The organism is Actinomycetospora lemnae, from assembly GCF_028737315.1.
Taxonomy (GTDB): Bacteria; Actinomycetota; Actinomycetes; order Mycobacteriales; family Pseudonocardiaceae; genus Actinomycetospora; species Actinomycetospora lemnae.
This window is the reverse complement of the sequence record NZ_JAQZAO010000005.1, coordinates 35,027-52,553: the sequence shown is the minus strand read 5'-3', so window position 1 is coordinate 52,553 and position 17,527 is coordinate 35,027. Positions and strand designations below refer to the sequence as shown.

The following is a 17,527-nucleotide window of genomic DNA, read 5'->3' as shown; positions in this document are numbered from 1 at the left end:
CGAGCAGCTCCGGGCACGCCCAGACCGATCACGGCCACCGGCCACCACCGCACGAGCAGCCCGCCGGTGTCGCATGGAACCTCCCCTATCCCGCCCTTCTTCGACCGTCGGGTCAGGGCGCCGGGAGTGCGAAGAGTCAGCAGGCCCGCGGGTCCGGACCGTTGGTCCCACCGCTCAGGAGGGCCGCCAGCGCCGGCGCCGCCAGCGGAGTCGCCCCGGGGCGAACAGTGAGCCCAGGCCACTCATGGAGGTAAAGCACACCCCGGTCGCCTTCCAGGCACACCTCGCCAGACCGTCACGGCGGCGGGAGCGAAGCGTCGAACCAGTCGCCGATGAGGGCCGCGGCCTCTCTGGGATGCGAAAGCATCCAGTAAACGCTGCCCTCGACGCGCAGAATCCGTTTGCGGGTGAGGGGCAGCCGATCGTAGAGATCGGCGACGTAGCCGGGAGTCGGCCCCTGGCTGGCGATCACGAACATGGTCGGGGTGGCCAGAGAGACGAGCGGCGCGGGGGGCGGCGTGCTCACGAGCGACATCACCGTGGACAGCGAATACCACCGGTCGAAGTCCGGGTCCTCCAAGTAGCCGTCCGACACCAGGCGGCGCTCCACGTCACGGACGCCCTCGTGGGTATCGACGAGGTCCCGCCACGGCAGATAGGACGAGATGGGCACCCGGAGCCAGGGAGCGCGTCGCACCAGTTGGCGACCGACCGGCAGCATGATCCGCCTGCGGCTCGCTGCCCTGGCCCAGGGACCACTCTCCGCCAAGAGGGCCCGGTGGTAGGCCAGTTCGGTGAGGATCGCAGGCGAGTTCTGGCATGCGATGCTGCCCACGGACGGAGTGCCCGCCAAAGCGACATAGAAACCCACATAGCCGCCCAAACCCTCACCGTAAAGACCGATCCGGTCGCTGTATCGCGCCGCGATGTACCCGATCACCTCGCGGTGTCGGACGACGAGCTCGTCCACGGTCTTGTCACCGTGCTTGGGCATGACGAATACCCGGTAACCGGCGCAGTGGGTGAGGTAGGCCAGCTCGGCGAACACGTAGGCGTGTCCCCCTGAGCCGGGAGACACCAGGATGCTCGGCACATCCTCTTCCTGTGGGAACAGCAGCAGCTCGACGGTCTCGCCTCCTGACGTGACCGTGAGCGTTCTTCCGGCCCGTGCCACCTCGTCGGGATCGGTGGAGGTCACGTAGTGGCTCTTCCAGAAACCCGGAGACCTCATCAGGTGCTCCTCTGCGCCCCGATCAATACTGGCGCGCGGGTGGCATGCGCGGTAGGTGGCCCGCGCGAGTCCCTACCGAGCGTCCCGCCAACTCCGCTCTCCCGTTGGGGCGGAAGCGATCGTGCCCTGGCCACTGCTCGTCGCGGTGAGCGCCGCCATCAGCATGACGTTGGGCAACCTCGCCGCGTTTGCCCAGACCTCCGTCCTGCGACTGCTCGCCTGCTCGACGGCCTCCCAGGGTGGCTACTCCTGATCATCATCACCGTGACCACCCGCACCCGGACGACCTACCGGTGTTGCTCTTTCTACCGGGCCGCCTACGCGCTCACGAAAATCGCGGCCTTCGCGGTCGTCGCAGACGTCGCGGCGCATCCTTCCCGGACCATCGACGAGTTCTGCGGCCTCGGCCGCCGGCCTGATCCTGCCCTCGGCCGCCGCCTCGTGGCCCACCACCGAGGGCCCTAAGTGGTGCCATCCACCGGTTCAAGCTCCTTGCGAAAGAGGAGATAGGCATAGCGTCGGTCGAGATCGTTTTCGGGGACGAGGACCATGGCGACGGGCTCAAGCCCGACATCGGCCACGGCATTCCAGAATCCGTCCAGGGAGTAGGTCGTCATGTTTGCCGAGTTGCGGCCGTAGTTCCGACGGAAAGGACGCGTCGACAAGGACCCGGTTTCGTACTTGATCTGGACGAACGCGAGCCCGCCGGGCCGAAGCATCGTCCGCGCGATGTGCATCAGCCGCATCCCGTACTCGGGAGTGGGGACGAGTTCGAGGACGTAGAGGCAGACGAACAGGTCGAGGCTCTCGTCCGGGACCCACTGACGAGCCGATTCCGGGTCGGCGAGGTCGATGACCACCTCGGTGACCGGGGTGTCGCACACCCCCTCCACGCGCCGCGCCGCTTCGGAGGTGGACGCGGGGTTGACGTCCAAGGCGATGAAGCTGTCCGCGCGCGGCGCGAACCGCACGGCGTTGGCCCCGCCCCCGACTCCCCACTCGAGCACTCGACCCAGGCGCTTGCCGTGGCCGACCGTCGTCACCAGTCGGTCGAACAGTGAGGTGTTCGCTGAGCCGATGCGCCTGAACATGTCCTCGTCGATGACGCTCCGGCCGCACCAATGAGAGTCGTTCTCCCAGGTCGTCGCAGTCTGGTCAGCCCAGTAGTGGGCGGCATCCGCGATGAGCCGCTGCTCACTCTGATGAAGCCCGACCGCCGTCAGGACGTTGCTCGGCAACGTTGCGGACCTGATCGCGGTGACGATGAAGGCGCCTCTGCGCCCGCCGAAGGCGGTCCGCACTCGGCGCGACGACCGCCTCGTCCTCCCGGCTCGAGCCCTCGTCGAGGTCGCCGTCCTGGAGTAGGCGCTCGCCATCTGAGGTGGCGACCGGGAGACGGTTGGTGAGTCGCCGGGCGAAGAAGTTCAGAGCTGCGCCCGGGGTGAGGAGGCTTCGGTCGGCGAGAGCGGTACGGGAGGAATCCGTTCGGTCACCGGCGTCGCGGGGTTGCGGGATGTCGGCGTGCATGAGCTTCTGCCTCACGGGAGTGGCCGGGTGGTGGCCGGCACGGATGGGTGGTCCCGTTGGGCTCGCTGCACCTGCTCGTGGACGTCCGACACGCGGGGCAGACCGCACGCCGAGGCTTTGCGGGAGGCGACGACCTCGATGGCCGGCAGCCCGTTGGTCGCTCGACGGCGTGGCGGTCGAATCAGGATCAGGCGGCGAGCGCAGACAGCGCGGGTGGCCCTCGACGGTGGGCTCGCCGGGTGAACGGAACGCGTTTTGCGCGGACCCTCGGCGCGGTGGGTGTGCGACCAGCACCGCGACCTCGTTGGTGCTCATCGACGGCCTCCCCTCGCCGGCGCACTCGGTCTGGCGGGTTGCCGTCGATCCTCACCACCTGCGAGTTCGTCCGCACAGGGACCGATGGCGTCCCGGACGAGGGTCCTTCGACTCGCCGTGCGGCCGACGCAGGGCCCTGCCCCACCGTTCGATCCCCGCCGAGGCTCGCCCTCGTCCGGCCGAGGGCGCGGGTCCTGCGCGACAGCAGCGGCCGGCGGGGCCGGCGACGACGAGCGACGGCGTGGGAGGTCGAGGACATGATGTGGTGGTACGGCCCCGGCATGAACGGGTGGGGCTACGGACTCATGACCATCAGCATGGTGCTGTTCTGGGCATTGATCATTTTCGGGATCGTCGCACTGGTCCGCTACATCGGGCGGGCGGGTCAGGTCAGCACCGATCGTCCGACGCCCCGGCGGCTCCTCGACGAGCGCTTCGCGCGCGGAGAGATCGACGAAGAGGAATACCGACGTCGTGTGGACGTCATCACCGCTGACACACGTCCGCGCGCCACGTCCTAGGTTCCTCGCACGATCAGGGGTGCCTTTCCCAGAGCGGTATGGGGAATGGTCTCCACGGCGCGGACCGTCACCGTGGGCGCAACGACGCCCTGGGCCTCCAGGACCGCGCTCAGGGAGGCCGCCAGGACCGACGTGTCGACGTCGACGGGTCGGGCGAGCAGGACCTCGAGGCCGGCCGCCCGTTGGACGATCTGCCAGCCCGCGGCCGTGACGGTGTCCATCACGTGGTGGAACGTCACGGGCTGCACCTCACGGGTGGCGCCGTCGGACGTCGGGAAGCGCAGTGCCTCCTGGACGCGGCCCTGGATGCCCCCGAGCAACGTGTACGGGCGTCCGCACGCACAGTCGGCATCAGCGGCCAACTGCACGCTGTCGCTCATCTCGTAGCGGATCAGCGGCATCGTGCGGGAGAACAAGACGCTGACCAGCACCTTCGCCCCGTACCGGCCGGGGGGTACGGGCCGGTTGTCCTCGTCGACGACCTCGAGCACGACGAGGTCGTCGAACACGTGCATCCCCCGGTGCTCGCCGCACTCCGCGGCGATGCCGGAGGCCTCGGTCGCTGCGTAGACGTCGTGGGGCGGGCGGCCCCAGGCGCGTTCGATCAGCGTTCGGGTGGACGTGGTGAGCACCTCCGACGCGCTGAACACGAACCGGGGCGCGATGGTGAGGCGAGCGGCGAGCGGCGAGCTGCTCGACGGCCAGACGGCGCAAGATCGAGGCGTAACCGATCAACAGCTCCGGCTGCCAGTCGTGGAGACGGTCGACGAGGGTCGGCAAGGGGTCCCCGGCGTCCAGGCGCAGGGTCGGCACCCAACGACTGTGCACCGAGGCGCCCACCCGGACCGACTGGTGAGAGGGATTCGTCGAGCTCACCACCGCGGTCCTGATCCGACGCGTCAGCCCGGCGGTGGAGCCGGCCCAGTCGAAGGCTCGGTTGTAGGACGCGACGACGTTCACCCACTCCGCAGGGCTCCACACAAACACGCCCCGTCGACCCGTCGTGCCGGCCGTGGCCGCGACGTAGTAGCGGCCGTCCAGGAGCTCGTCGACCGAAGCAGCCCGCAGATAGCGCTCCACGTCGGCGATGCGGACCTCCGGTCGGGTACAGACCTCGTCGAAGTGCTCCATGACCAGCGCCTTGGTCAGGACCGGTAGCTCGCCGAGCGGCATCACCCATCCCGCGGTGGAACCGTCGGTAGAACGGTGACCGATCACCGGCGAACGCCCGCAGCTCGGCGAGCGCGCGGGACTGGTGGGCGAGCAACGCCGCCCTGCTCCAATGATCGCGCCGCCGCAGCCGCTGACGACGAGCCAGGACCCGCAGCACCAGCGTGGAGTTGCGGAGTCGGCGCGGTGTCGACTCGCGGCCCATCGACGCCTCCCTCGACGGAGCAACGCAGCCGAGCCTCGCCGACGAGACGCCGGGGACCAGGGCCGTCAGTACCCACCTCAGGGGCTCAGCGGGCCTGCTCCGCCTCGCACCCTGAGGTTCCTGCCGGACGGGCCGGAAACGGGCCTCGTGTCGGCTCAGGTCCCACCGGTTGTCCCTTGACGGGCAGGCGGGTCCGCGCCACGCCGGGCAGCCCCTGAGCGCTCGTCGGATCTCCGATTCCGCGGCGCGACCGTCATTCGCTGCCAACTGCGGAGAGGCGATCTTTCGCACCTGTCCCGTGCGGCAGCCCGAACTCCGCGTCCGGGGAGCAACGCCAGCAATGACGCGATGTCGGGGTGCGAGCGCACACTCGCTCTCGCAGAAGTTCTGCGTGACACGTCGGCCTTCCCGACGCCTGAGGGGACCAGTCATGGGTGTGGGTGGCGACGCGCCGCGGGTCACGGGAACGCCACGGGTCCGCATGGTGCCCGGCTGGGTCGCTCGGCCGCTCTCGCAGTTCATGTGGATGGAGCACGGCCTGCTGTGGACCTACGTGAGGCGCGGTAAGTCCCCCGAGGTCCACGGGGCGCAGTGCGCGCTCGCCTGGGTCGGTGGGGTGCACATGACCGCGCCGGCCACTGGCGATGTCGGGGCGCCCACGCAGTGGCGGGCGATGGGCGAGCTCATCGTGTGTGGGGCGGTGTCGCGCGGCGAGCCGTACCCCGACCCCGGGTGGTGGCGCGAGGCCGGGATCGCCCGGCTCGACAACGCCGAGCGACGGCTGTGGTGGGGACAGTGGTCGACCTATGGCTGGACGACGGCCATCGCCGACGGGGCTGGGCGCGCGCTGAGCTGGGCACTGGGGCTCATCGATGACACGCCGCCGGTACTGCCGCGCCACCTTGAGGACGGTTCCCGCGCGTCGGCCGAGCTGCGGCGGGACTGCGCGGCAATGATCCGCGAAGCGCTCACTCGCCCGCAAGCTGATCGGACCGGGCCAGCGGGTCCTCGTCGGCCGGATCACACCTCCGCGTCGACGTAGTCGTCCGAGTCGGCGATGTCCTGGTCGTGGCTGACGTCGAGTGTCTCTTCGGCTGCGGGCTGGTCCTCCTCGTGCCAGGCGGCTAGTTGTTGCGCGCGCTCGTCCGCCTCGTGGCGGGCTTCGAGGGCTTCGCGGTTGCGGAGCTCGGCGGCGGCTTCGTGAGCGCGGGCGGCCGCGGCCCCAACCTCGTCGGTGTCGGGGGCGTGGATGCTGTCCTCGTCGACGCCACTGGGTGTCCCGTCGGCGGTGTCACGGATGTCGGGGACGTCGGTCTCCGCCAGGGGCACATCGTCGCGATTGCTGCGGTCGTCCGTCGTGGACTCGTCGCCTGGTTCGCCAGCGTCGGGGTCGTCCTCCTGGACGTCGTCCTCGCCACGATCGAGCTCGCCGGGCCGGTGGGAGTTGCCGTAGTCCGCCTCGATGCACTGCTCGTCGCTGCGAGGCCGTTCGTCAACGTCAATGACGGTGATGTCGCGGTGGACGTCGTCCTCGCGGCGGGCGGCGCGGTCGAGGGCGAGCCATTCCTCGGCGGTGACCGCTGGCTCAGGCTCGTCGGCGGCGTGCTGCTCGGCGAGATACTGCGCGGAGGCCTCGCCGAGCGCGCGGGTCATGGCAGTGGCGGCGTACCAGTGCGCGTAGGTCTGGGACTGCTGTTCGAGCGTCGTTCCGTGGCGGCCCAGGCTCTCGGCCAGCGCGGCGGCGTGGTCGGCCTCGCGGGTGAGGCGGTCCCGCTGCGCGTCGTCGGGCACGGTGTCGGCCTCGGCGCGCCGCAGCTCGGCGGTCTGCCGGTGGCGTACTTCGGCTTGGCGGGTGCCGGCGAGGAGGTTCTCGACGTAGGCCGGGCCCCAGATCTGTTCGCGCTCCCATGCCCGGACCCGGACGCGGTGACCGGCGGGTGAGCACTCGAGCTCGTCGCGCTGGTGGTCGGGCAGTCCCGTGGCGCGGTGCGCGGCGCGGTAGGCGGCGTGGGCCTCGACGTGCCCACGTGGCGGGGCGGAGCCGAGCACCTCGGTGGCGCTCGCAGGCCGCCCGTCACTGGGATCGTCGCGTGCTTGCGTCCTCGCCGTGCCGTCATCGTCGAGCGGGTGGCCGCCGAGCTCGCGGTGGGCCGCGACGGCGCCAGCGCGGACCATCCAAGTGTCGCGGGCCGCGTCGTCGTCGGGGACCGCACCGAGAGCGCGGGTGGCCCAGGCCGGGGGCTGCGCGGCGAGCCGCTCACCGAGCTCGCGGGTGCGGGTGTCGGCGGCCTCGGCGAGCGCTGCGAGGTAGCGGTGGGTGGCGGGGTCGATGTCGCGCGGCATCCAGTCGGACCAGGTGTCGCCGGCGGGTTCGAGGTGTGCTCGGCGCGGATGCGGCCCTGGATGACGTCGCTGACCCGGCGCGCGCCGTCGAGGGGACGGTCGGCGACGGCGCCGCGCAGGACCTCGGCAGGGTCGTGGCCGGCGATCTCGGCCTGGCGCAGCAGCCGGGTCAGCCCGGCCGTGCCGTCCTCGGCGGCGATCCGCTGCCGATCGCCTGGGTCGAGGACGTCGTGGGTGACGAGGGCGTCGAGCCAGCGGGCGGTGCGCTCGGTGGCGGCGTCGTGGGCGACGGCGGCGAACCGCTCCCCCGCGGTCTGCACCGACGCGGCTCGAGCGGCGGCGTCCTCCTGCGCGGTGGTGGCGGACCGGTGCGCCTCGTCGGTGGCCTCGCGGGTGTCGAGGATGGTGGCGAAGACGGCGCGCGGGTCGCGGTGCACCACGTCGGTCTCGGAGCCGTGGGCGGCGTCCTCGGGTCCGGTGAGGGTGGCGACATGCGCGGTGTTGGCCTCGCGGCCGCGAGAGAGCCCCACGTAGAGAGCGTTGAGGTCGGTGCGGGGCGTGACCACCGGATGGGCGCTCCAGACGGTGGCGCCCTCGGCGGCGTGCACGGTGCCCGCATAGGACAGCGTCAGGTGGTCGGCCACGTACTCGGGTGGGAGCACGAGCCTCTCCCCCTCGGCCTCTCCGGCACCGCCTTCGCTCTCGGCTCCTGCGTGGAAGGGTTCGTCGGTGGCGACGACCTTGACTGCGAGGGCGCCGTCGTCGCGGACGCCGGTGACGCGGTAGTGCTCGCGGTTGATCGGGCCGCGAAGGTTGCCCTCGTAGCCGGCGAGCTCCCACGCGAGACGCCGACCTTGCACGACATCGCCGACGCCGGCAGTGGTGCCGTCGCGCAGCGGCAGGCCGTGCTCGTCGACGCGGCCAAGGCGCACGAGCTCGTCGCGGATCGAGGAGGAGACGCGAGCGGCGGCGTCGTTGGTGTCGACGACCAGTAGGGAGCGGTGGCCGGCGAGGGTGTCGGCCAGCCAGGCGCGGGCCGCGGATGCTTCGGCCTCGGCGAGAGTGCCGGCGTCGAGCAGCCGTCCGTGGCGGTGGTAGTCCTTGATGACCTCGGGGTCGCCGGCGCGCAGGCGCAGCGACGCGTCGCGTTCCCACTCGTGGGTGAAGCGGCGGGCGTCGGCGAGGTCGTAGCGCGCCCCGGATCGGGCGACGAGGTCCATGGCGCCGCCGGCGCCGACGGCGCCGAGCTGGCGGGGGTCGCCGACGAGCAGCAGCTTGGCGCCGGCCTCGTCGGCGTAGGCGTGGACGGCGGCGAGGGCGGCGGTGTCGGCCATGGAGGACTCGTCGACCACCAGTAGATCGCCGCGGCGTAGCCGCCAGGGCTCGTCCGTGTCGAGGGCGGGCCGGTGGGTCGCCCGGGCGGAGTCGAGGCGGCGCTGGGTGGCCAGCCAGCGGGCGGTGTTCGCGGTGGTCAGTCCTTCCTCGGTGAGGACGTCGGCGGCGAGCTGGGCGGTCGCCAGCCCGAACACACGGCGCTCGGGCTCCTCCGGGTGGCGGAGGGCGGGGTCGCTCCAGGCGCGGGCGAGCGAGCCGACGACGAAGCTCTTGCCCGTGCCCGCCGGCCCGATGAGGGTCTCCAGGCGCGCGCCGGAGGTGAGGACCCCGGTCACGGCGGCGGCCTGGTCGACGCCGAGCTCGATGCCCTCGCCGCGGAGGTGCTCGACGAACCGGTCCGCCTCGCTCGGGGTGAGCCGCACCCCGTCACGTGCGGCGGTGGCCGCGCGCAGGCGGTTCTCGCTGCGCAGGTGCTCGCGGGTGACGTAGGAGCGTCCGCCCGGCGCCATGTAGACCGAGGACCCGTCCCGGCGCCGCAACATCTCGGGCTCGAGACCCTCACCAGGTGCCGCCGTGTCGACCTGCTCGACCTGCTCGACCAGGGCGATGGCCCGGTCGGCCAGGCCGCGCAGCAAAACCGCGACGTCGGTGCCGTCGGGGGTGCCGAGGTGGTCGGGCAGGAGTGCGTTGATCTCCCGGACGACGTCGGCGTGGGTGAAGCTGGTCTTCTTGGCCTGGACGGCCTCCAGCGCCGCCTCGATCACCTCGGTCGCGGTGAACCTGTCGGGCTCAGCGCGGTCCTGCTCGTGCTGGGCGCGGGCGGCGTGCGCGATCCCGGCGAGCCCGCCGGTGACCTCGGCGCGCAGCTCGTCGTCGACGCGGGCGAGGAACTGCTCGCGGGTCTCGCCGCCGTGGGACTTCGCGGCGCGGGTGGCCATGGTGGCCTGCCGCTTGATGCGGTCGCGCTCGAGACCGGTCGCCTCCCGCCCCTGGGAGGCTTCAAGTTGCTCGATCAGCTCGGCGGCCCGTCCGCTGATCTTGTGGGCGCGGGAGGAGAACATGTCACGCGAGCCGGGGTCGACCGCGGTCGCCTCCCGGGCCATCCCGTCGGGGCGCATCGCCATCGCCACCCCGAGCTCGTGGATCAGCGCCTCGTCGGTGGTGCGCTCCCCGATCGCGGCGGCCGCGGGCTTGAGCCGGTGGATCGCGCGGGAGTCCAGCGTGCGCCACTGCCCATCGTCGTCGGCGTGTTGGCGGTTGAGGGTGGCGTTGTGGATGTGCAGCTGGGGGTCGTGGTCGCGGGAGTCGTGCTGGAAGAAGCTGGCGACGACCCAGTTCTGCGCGTCGACCCACCGGCCGGCGGCACCGCCGTGGTGCCCGACGCGGGCGTAGCCGGCGTGCTCCTGCAGATAGGAGAGGGCGGCGTCGTTGCCGCGCCAGATCGCGTCTTCGACGGTCTCGCGCAGCCGGCCCCACTCGGCGGCCTCCTGCTCGAGCCCGGCGTTCCGGGCCTTGACCTCCTCGGCTTCGAACGCGGTGTGCAGCAGCGTCACCGACTTCTGAACGCTGAACGTCAGGTCCAGGAAGGCGACGTTCTGCCGCACCGCCTTGCTCGCCTCGACACGGAGTTCATCGCGGCGTTCAGCCGAGGCGCCCGGCTCGCGCTCGAGGGCCTCGGCGTACAACTGCTCGGCTGACTTGTATGCCCGCCCGGCGTGCCCGAGCGTCGCGTCCTCGCCGAGCTCGTCCCAGCGGGCGGGGTCGCGGAAGCCCTCAGCACGGGGGTCGAGGAATCGGGAGTAGATCGCGCTCATGTCCTGGGCGTCGACCTCGCCGCGCAGCCCGAGGGTCTCGGCGCCCGCACCCCACCAACGTCCCGGTGGCTCGCCCTCGGCGACCGCGCCGGTGTAGTAGTTCTCCCGCCCGGTCGCGACCTCGCGCAACAGGTAATCCGGGTTGTAGCCCGTCGCGACGCTCAGCACCCGGACCACCTCCGTGGACGGCCCTCGCGCGAGCAGTGAAGATCAACAGTCCAGTGGACGGCGACCTTGCCGCTTGGCGGCCGGCCGGAGGGCCGGCCGCGACCCTCGGATCGTGATGCCTCGGTGTGCGTCTTCTGATCTTTCCCTTGATCTTTTCGTTCGAGTGTCCTGTTGGTCGTGTCGTGTCGTCTGTTCGGCGTAGTGATCGGTGTCGGGAAGTGGTCGTGGTTCTTGGCTCTTGTCTTGGTCATGGTTGTTGCTCGTGGTCGTCGTGGTCGGCTGCTGTGTGGTCATGGTTGGGCCTCGTCGGTGGGGTCGTTCTCGGTGGTGTTGATCAGACGGAGGGGCAGTGGTCGGTCTCGAAGCGCTTTGAGCGCGGCGGCGGCGGTGCCGCGGGAGACCTCGGCGGTGGTCTCGAGCTCGGAGACGGTCGGCCAGGCGCCGTGACGCTGGGCGTGCCGCGACGCGGCCGCCTCGGCCCGGTCGCGGGCCGGCGAGGCCGTTGCCCGCGGCGGCGGGACAGCCGAGCCGCTGTCGCCGGCGCGCCCGGGAACCAGCGGGTCCGCGTTCTTCCCGGACTCGGGCTGAACGGCACCGGGCCGGACCTGTGTCTGTACAGCGCCGGCGTTCAACGATGGGCAATGAACAGGTTCGGGCTGACCACCGCGAGGGCTCGCCGCGGCGAGCAGGTAGAGCAGGTGGGCGACCACTGCCGCGGCGACGGCGGGCCAGGCGCCGACCCCGAACCGCAGACCGGGGGCGACCTCGACGGTGGGGCCGCTGGCGAGGTAGGTGGCTTGGGCGAGCCCGGAGAGGCCGGCGGCGGAGACGACCACGACCCAGGCGTAGCGGGCCGCGCCGTCCCGCAGGCGGGCAGTGGCGCCGTAGGCGACGAGCGCGAGCCCGTCGGTGATCAGCGGGTACAGCCACGCGATCCCGGTCGGGACGCGGGCGGCGACGGCGACCTCGAACAGCCCGTGCGCGGTGGCGATGGCCGCGCCGAGCGCGACCGCCAACCCAGGTAGCCACAGCAGCGCACCCGTTCCACGCGCCCCCGGCAGGCGATCACCTCGCGCAGCCTCGATGTCGGTTTCGCGGTTGGTCACGAGCGATCAGTCCGTGTCGGCGTCGCCGCTGCTGCGCTCGACGCTCCGGTCAGCGTTGTGCCACTGGGTGAGCTGCTCGCGACGCTGCTGGTCCTGATCGCCCTGCTCGACGGCCCCGACCGTGCTGGCAGCGCCGCGGGCTGCCCTACCTGCAGGGGCTCCGCCAGACGACGACGAACCGGGATTGCGGCCGGTGTGACGGAGGGCTTCGCGGTCGAGGCGGGCGACGGCGTGGCGGAGGTCGTCGAGGCTGCCGCAGAAGCAGTGGAACTGGTCGGGCGCGACCGCGTTCATGTGCGCGAAGTAGATCTTCGTTAGCCGGTCCCACTCGGCCCGCTCGGCGGCTTCGCGGGCGCGCTGCTGAACGCGGGTCTCGGCCTGCTCGGCGGCGGTCACCGCGACCACCGCCCGCGCTCGGCCCCGTTCACCGCGGCACCGATCCCGGAACCGTCCTCCGCCGTCGTGCCGTCGGGGGCCGGCTCAGGAGGTGCGTCGTCGCGGGCGCCGGCCCACCACCAGGCGATCGACGTGGTGGCCTCGACCCCGGGCACCGGCTTAGCTCCGAGAGGAGCGGTCGCCCAGCCGGGTCGGGTCTGGTGGCGCTCCCGGGAACAGGACCCCACGGCGGTCTTGAGGCGGCGCACCACGCCAGGGCGTTGCCGGTCGTGCCAATCGCCTGCGAGCTGCACCGAGGCGCCGCGGCCTTCGTAGGCGCCGCGCCAGGCAGACATCAGCCAGACCAGTTCCTCGACGACGTCGGGGTGCCAGAGCCAGCACTCGGGCAGCACCGCGACCCCGTCGGGGTAGCGCAGGAACACCGCGTGCAGCCACCGGCACAGCTCCTCGAGCAGACCCTCGAGCGTCTCGCTGTCGGTGGGTGCGGTCAGCCAGGAGAGCGCGACAGTCGGGCCCGGCCGCGCCGGTGTCGCGGCGACGGCGTCGGCGAGCTGGGCGACGGTCCGGGCCAGGTCGTCCACCCGCGTCGGCGTGCCGAGCAGGGCGTCGAGGCCGCGGCGCAGTCCGTCGACCTCACGCGCCAACCCGGCCAGGGCCTCCACTCGCGCGAACTCCCCCTCGCCCTCACCGGACCCGGCCTGGCCGGGCGGGCGGCGGGTCACCGAGCCCACCCCGACCCGCCGACGCCGTCCTCGCCGCTGTCCCTGGAGTCGGCGTCACGTGTGGCGGCGTGGTCGTCGTCGTACCAGCGGGTCAGCTGCTCGCGCCGCTGCTCGTCGTCGAGAAGGCCCTCCTGGGCTCTCGCGGCGAGTGAGGCGCGCAGGTCCTCGACGCGCTGGCGCAGCCGCTCGGGGTCGTCGGGGGCCTCGAGGTACCCGGGGTCGTTCCGTCGGCTCGGGTCGCAGGTGCCGGCAGCCCACGCACCGGTCGACGGCCACCACCGTCCCTGGGTGTCGAAGAACGGACCATCGCGACCCACGGCAATGGCGTCAGCGGTGTCGCTGCTGGCGTCTCGGCCGTCGAACGCGGCCTCGTCGGCCAAGTGATCGCGGACGACCTGGTCCTCATCACGCCAGCCCGTGTCCTGCCGCTCCGGGGCGGCGAGGGTGTCCGGCCAGGCGTGCTCGTCAAGGGGGAGGTCGTCGAGCGCGCCGTGGGCCGGTAGCGGCGCGTGCCCCTCCAAGGCCTGGAGCCGCTCGTACTGCGCCCACGCGTAGGGGTCGGGATCGCGCGCGCGGTCGGAGAGCACCGCGCGCTCCTGGGCGTCCCCGAGCGCGTCCTCAACCTCGGTCAGTCGACGAGTCGGCCACCCCGGCGCCGGCGGGAAGTGATCGTGTAGGTAGGCGGTGCGGGCGGCGGCTTCGGCGTCGGAGGCCGGCTCGCGCCAGTCGACGTCGCCGTACTCCGCGGCCGGGTTGTAGCGCGAGGTCTCGTCCGGGCGGGTGTCGAGGTAGGCCTCGTGCCGCTTGCCAGGCCATCGCAAGGCCACCTGCGGGAAGTCGCGTCCCTGCTCGGGCTGGCTCATCGCAACCACCTCTCGTCACTGCTGCGCGGGTAGTCGTGCTCGCCGAGGACGGGCGGGGCGACCGGGTCGACATCGATGACCAGCGGCGGGCGAGCGTCCGAGGGAGGGCGCGGCGCCGGCACGCTCGTACTCACGGGCCGAGTGGTCATCCGCCGCCAGAGGCCCGCGGCGCGAGCGCGCCACGTGGTTCGTCGTGGGCTGGCGAGCCGTCGCAGCACCGCGGTCAGGCCGACCTCCGCCCACGCGCGGGCCCGCTGCTGCCGGCCCCGCCAGCCGACCGCGGGCTTGGCGCGCAGGGCGCGGACGTCGCTGCGGGTCCACGCCATCCGGGCCCGCCCGATTACCGGGGCGATCCCCCGGCGATAGACCACGACCTTCCCGGCTGGGAGGTTCGCGATCTGCGCCGGCGCGAGCACCGGCACCTTGCGCACCGTCCGGCTGGCGACGCGACCGTGGAGGTCGGTGGTGGTGATCCGCTCGTCGCGCTCCCCGGCCAGGGTCGCCCAGAACTGAAGATCGGCCTGGTCCCGAGTGCCGCCGAACAACATCACCGAGCCGGTGTTGTTCAAGATCGTGGCGGTCTTGTGCTCCCCGTACCGGGCCAGCAGCTGGGCCCGCGACTGGAACGGGGCGATGATCGTGACCCCGCGCCCGCCCATGTCCGCGGTCCAGTTCTCCAGCGGCACCGGGCTGATCAGCGCCGCCTCGTCCAGCGCCAGCAGCAGCGGCGGATCGAGTCGGCCCGACGGCTTCGCGGTTGCGAGGCGGCGGGCTTCCCGGGCGATGTGCCCGGTCAGTGCGCAGACCAGGGGGCCGGTGTCGGCTTCCTCCGCACCGAGCAGGAACACCGTTGCCCGCGACGCGAGCAAGGCTTCGACGTCGAAGGGCTGATCGGTGGGTGCGGCCGCCGCGGCGGCGTCGGGATGGTTGAGCCAACCGAGCGCCGGCATGATCGAGTTGGTGATGCTGGTGCGGGTGCGGTCGTTGGTGGTGACGAACTGCTCGGCCGCCTTATCGAAGGTCTCGACCTGACTGCGGCGCAGCAGCGCCGGGACCTCGCGGGCGGCGCGGTCGTTGTCGGCGACCCACCCGAGTACGTCGCGCATCGAGCCGCGGCCGAGTGCGGCGGCGTGCAGCAGCGCGGCCAGTACCCGGCGTGCCTGGGCGTCCCATCGCTCCGCGTCCCCATGCGAGGCGCGGGAGGTGGCGGCGACCATGTCGGTCGCGCGTTCCATCGCGGTCACCGGGTCGGTGCAGCCGGTCAGCGGGTCGAAGCTGATCGTCGAGCGCAGCCCGCCCAGCCCGACCGGGTTGAACACGAACACCGGCCCCCGGTTCCGTTGCCGGATCGGGGCGCAGAGTTCAAGCAGGTCGGTGCGGGTCGAGGTCACCACCGCGGCGCCGGGGGCGTCGAGGACCCGGCCGGCCAGCCAGCCGGTCTTGCCGGTCCTCGGGCCCCCGAACACCAGGGTCACGTCCTCGACCGAGGACCACACCCGCTGCAGCCCGACCCGGCACAGCTCCACCCCGACCGCCGAGGTCGGCGTCGCCCACCCCTCGCGGCGGGTCAGCGAGCCCAGCGACGGCCGGACGGTTCCCGCACGCCGGCGGGTCGCCACCGTCCCGGCGTGGCGGGCCACGTCCAGGCTGGAGGCGACGCCCGCGCGGCGGCGCGACCGCGCAGACCACCGAGACACGATCGAGCGGCTGCGCGACCAGCGGTGCCAGGCAACCAGCGCGAGCACCGCGCTGGCAACGAGGAGAGCCGGCCATGACAGCGCCTGGATCAGGGTGGTCGCCGGCAGGCACGCCAGGGCCCCGAACAGCAGTGCCTGTCGGACCGCGCCGCGCATCATCGACACCACGACTGCACCGGCCAGCAGCGCCAGGATCAGCAGACTCGCGGTCACCCGGACCACCCGCTCTGGGTCTGCGAGCCGTGATCGGTGTCGGCGAGCCAGTAGCCGCCGGTGGTGGTGCGGGCGAGCTGGAAATGCACGCCCTCCCCGGTGATCCGGCGCGCCCAGCCCTGCGCGGCGTCGTCGGTCATCGGCTCGTCGGTACGCCCGGCCACGACGCCGTCGATGATCAGGACCCAGGTGATCGGGCCGCCGCACGGCGCCTCCCCGAGCTCGAGCCCGAGCACGTCGTTCGCGACGTCAGCACGGACCAGCTCGACGCCCAGCAGCAGCGGCATCGTCGATCCTGCGGCGCGACGCGGTGTCCCGCTCGAGGTTCGGAGGCTAGCCATCGCCCTCTCCCTCCTCGTCGTTCCGCCAGGCCTTAAGTGCCGCCACGCGGCGGGCGCAGTCGGCGAAGTGGCCTGACTCCCGGTCATCGGGGTGGGAGGCGAACGGGCCGCTGTCGCGCACTCGGGCGCGGCAGGTGGTGCAGGTCCACACCGCTGAGTCCGGCGCGGTGCTCGCCGTGGGAGGTGGAGGCCTGTGCTCGATGAGCCACTCCCACGCCGCCTCCGCCCGGGTGCTGCCGAGCGACTCCTGGGGAAGCTCCAGTGCCCGGCCGACCGCGTCCCAGCTGTGTCCAGCGCCGCGGGCCCGCAGCGCCCAGTCTCGGAGCGCACCCGCCGCGACGTCGGCGACGAGTCGTCCGGCCCGCACGCCGGCGAGGGGGTCGGAGAGCACAGGGCGGGACACCCCGTGGAAGCCCTCGATCGGCTCCTGCTGCTCGGTCGTGTCGAAGGCGATGACCGCGACCCGACGGACGTGCTCGCGCGTCGACCACGCCGCCTGCTCGCGCCGGCTCACGTGAAGCGCGCTCACCGGGGGTCACCCCCTTGAGCCGTGGTCGACTGCGCGGCGAGCTCGGAGGGAAGGCGGGCGGCCCAGCGGGCGATGGTGCGGGCACTCACCCCGTACTCCGCGGCGACCTCAGGCTGCGACGACCCGGCCTCGAGCAGCGTTAGCCACCGCGGTTTCCGCGGCCCGGGGCGGTCACGCTGCGTCCGAGCTCGCCGACGCTCGTGCTCGGTCATCCCGCCGGCGACTCCGTGAGGGAGCCGCTCCAGCGCCTCGGCGAGGCACTCCTCGCGCACCGGACAAGTGCGGCACACCGCCTTGGCCGCGGCCACCTGCTTGCGCACGAGGGGCTCGTCCGACGACTCCGGGAAGAACAGCTCCGGGTCCACACCGCGGCAGGCCGCCTGAACTCGCCAGTTCCTGTCAGCCATGGCCGCCCACCAGGTCCTCCGTCGAGTCAGCGGCAGCCGGCTCCACCTCATCGGTGCCGTTGGCGTGCGTCACCGCCGTGCGATGAGACCGGGCCGTGGCGAATCGCAGAGACACCCCGAGCTCGTCGACCTCGAGCTCGATCACCTGCCGGCGCTGGCCGTCCGCGGTCTCGAAGGACCGCTGCCGCAGGCGACCCGCCACCACCACTCGGTCGCCCTTGTCCAGCGACTCCGCGGCGTGCTCCGCGGTTGGGCCCCATGCCACGCAGCGCAGGAACAGCGCATCCCCGTCGATCCACGCCCCCTGCTGGCGGTCGAACCGCCGCGGCGTGGAAGCAACCGTGAAGCCCGCGCGCGCCGCGCCGCTGGGCAGGTAGCGCAGCTCCGGCTCGTCGGTCAGATTCCCGACGATGGTCAACGTCGTCTCGTTCACATCGATCTCCTCAGAAGCTGGTCATCCGCGGCAGTCGCAGATGGGGTCAGTGGGTCCCGCTCGGTGCGGGTGGAGGCGTCCTGGCTGCCTCCACCCCGCGTGCGGGCGCCGCGGGTCGGCGAGGTCTCCGGGGTCAAGGGCCGGACAGCGTCCGGCCGCGCAGCGGCGCCGCAGGCGCCCTTGAGGCGGGA

General features: G+C 72.4%; 17 protein-coding genes. 3 read left to right on the top strand and 14 right to left on the bottom strand.

Annotated elements, in window-relative coordinates:
* Positions 1 to 295: 295 nt before the first annotated feature.
* The gene (locus tag PGB27_RS12390) at positions 296 to 1,198 is read right to left on the bottom strand and encodes a hypothetical protein (protein WP_274200673.1); all 903 of its coding nucleotides are present in this window, start codon (positions 1,196 to 1,198) and stop codon (positions 296 to 298) included.
* Positions 1,199 to 1,352: 154 nt separating this feature from the next.
* Here PGB27_RS12390 and PGB27_RS12385 point away from each other — a divergent pair, with 154 nt between their 5' ends.
* Positions 1,353 to 1,484 carry a proton-conducting transporter transmembrane domain-containing protein gene (locus PGB27_RS12385; RefSeq protein ID WP_274200672.1) on the top strand — a complete coding sequence of 44 codons (132 nt, stop codon included), beginning with the start codon at positions 1,353 to 1,355 and terminating at the stop codon, positions 1,482 to 1,484.
* Positions 1,485 to 1,692: 208 nt separating this feature from the next.
* Here PGB27_RS12385 and PGB27_RS12380 read toward each other — a convergent pair whose 3' ends face one another.
* A complete protein-coding gene (locus PGB27_RS12380; protein ID WP_274200671.1) occupies positions 1,693 to 2,532 on the bottom strand; it encodes a class I SAM-dependent methyltransferase in 840 nt (279 codons plus the stop codon).
* Positions 2,533 to 3,378: 846 nt separating this feature from the next.
* On the opposite strand from PGB27_RS12380, the gene PGB27_RS12375 reads away from it, so the two are divergent.
* Positions 3,379 to 3,594 (top strand): SHOCT domain-containing protein, encoded by a 216-nt coding sequence (locus PGB27_RS12375; RefSeq protein ID WP_274200670.1) that lies wholly within the window; start codon positions 3,379 to 3,381, stop codon positions 3,592 to 3,594.
* Here the strand turns inward: PGB27_RS12375 and PGB27_RS12370 are convergent.
* A complete protein-coding gene (locus PGB27_RS12370) occupies positions 3,591 to 4,103 on the bottom strand; it encodes a phenylacetate--CoA ligase family protein (RefSeq protein WP_274200669.1) in 513 nt (170 codons plus the stop codon). The genes PGB27_RS12375 and PGB27_RS12370 overlap by 4 nt on opposite strands.
* A gap of 1,296 nt (positions 4,104 to 5,399) precedes the next feature.
* Here PGB27_RS12370 and PGB27_RS12365 point away from each other — a divergent pair.
* Positions 5,400 to 6,011, top strand: a complete 612-nt coding sequence (locus PGB27_RS12365) for a hypothetical protein (protein WP_274200668.1) — start codon at positions 5,400 to 5,402, stop codon at positions 6,009 to 6,011.
* Here the strand turns inward: PGB27_RS12365 and PGB27_RS12360 are convergent.
* The 11 genes from PGB27_RS12360 to ssb all read right to left on the bottom strand — a co-directional run bounded on the left by PGB27_RS12360 (position 5,990) and on the right by ssb (position 17,336).
* A complete protein-coding gene (locus tag PGB27_RS12360) occupies positions 5,990 to 6,622 on the bottom strand; it encodes a hypothetical protein (protein WP_274200667.1) in 633 nt (210 codons plus the stop codon). The two genes, PGB27_RS12365 and PGB27_RS12360, sit on opposite strands and share 22 nt — an antisense overlap.
* Positions 6,619 to 10,629 (bottom strand): MobF family relaxase, encoded by a 4,011-nt coding sequence (gene mobF / locus PGB27_RS12355; RefSeq protein ID WP_274200666.1) that lies wholly within the window; start codon positions 10,627 to 10,629, stop codon positions 6,619 to 6,621. The genes PGB27_RS12360 and mobF overlap by 4 nt, the downstream gene beginning before the upstream one ends.
* Positions 10,630 to 10,919: 290 nt before the next feature.
* The gene (locus tag PGB27_RS12350) at positions 10,920 to 11,645 is read right to left on the bottom strand and encodes a hypothetical protein (RefSeq protein ID WP_274200665.1); all 726 of its coding nucleotides are present in this window, start codon (positions 11,643 to 11,645) and stop codon (positions 10,920 to 10,922) included.
* Positions 11,646 to 11,741: 96 nt separating this feature from the next.
* Positions 11,742 to 12,131 (bottom strand): hypothetical protein, encoded by a 390-nt coding sequence (locus PGB27_RS12345; protein WP_274200664.1) that lies wholly within the window; start codon positions 12,129 to 12,131, stop codon positions 11,742 to 11,744.
* A complete protein-coding gene (locus PGB27_RS12340) occupies positions 12,128 to 12,853 on the bottom strand; it encodes a hypothetical protein (protein ID WP_274200663.1) in 726 nt (241 codons plus the stop codon). The genes PGB27_RS12345 and PGB27_RS12340 overlap by 4 nt, the downstream gene beginning before the upstream one ends.
* A complete protein-coding gene (locus tag PGB27_RS12335) occupies positions 12,850 to 13,716 on the bottom strand; it encodes a hypothetical protein (RefSeq protein ID WP_274200662.1) in 867 nt (288 codons plus the stop codon). The genes PGB27_RS12340 and PGB27_RS12335 overlap by 4 nt, the downstream gene beginning before the upstream one ends.
* Complete coding sequence (locus tag PGB27_RS12330; protein ID WP_274200661.1) at positions 13,713 to 15,626, bottom strand: type IV secretory system conjugative DNA transfer family protein; 1,914 nt, start codon at positions 15,624 to 15,626, stop codon at positions 13,713 to 13,715. Before PGB27_RS12330 ends, PGB27_RS12335 begins: the two co-directional genes overlap by 4 nt.
* The gene (locus PGB27_RS12325) at positions 15,623 to 15,913 is read right to left on the bottom strand and encodes a hypothetical protein (RefSeq protein WP_274200660.1); all 291 of its coding nucleotides are present in this window, start codon (positions 15,911 to 15,913) and stop codon (positions 15,623 to 15,625) included. Before PGB27_RS12325 ends, PGB27_RS12330 begins: the two co-directional genes overlap by 4 nt.
* A 46-nt stretch (positions 15,914 to 15,959) precedes the next feature.
* The gene (locus PGB27_RS12320; RefSeq protein ID WP_274200659.1) at positions 15,960 to 16,496 is read right to left on the bottom strand and encodes a hypothetical protein; all 537 of its coding nucleotides are present in this window, start codon (positions 16,494 to 16,496) and stop codon (positions 15,960 to 15,962) included.
* A complete protein-coding gene (locus PGB27_RS29365; RefSeq protein WP_332843796.1) occupies positions 16,493 to 16,903 on the bottom strand; it encodes a WhiB family transcriptional regulator in 411 nt (136 codons plus the stop codon). The genes PGB27_RS12320 and PGB27_RS29365 overlap by 4 nt, the downstream gene beginning before the upstream one ends.
* Complete coding sequence (gene ssb, locus PGB27_RS12305; protein ID WP_274200658.1) at positions 16,896 to 17,336, bottom strand: single-stranded DNA-binding protein; 441 nt, start codon at positions 17,334 to 17,336, stop codon at positions 16,896 to 16,898. Before ssb ends, PGB27_RS29365 begins: the two co-directional genes overlap by 8 nt.
* Positions 17,337 to 17,527: the final 191 nt, after the last annotated feature.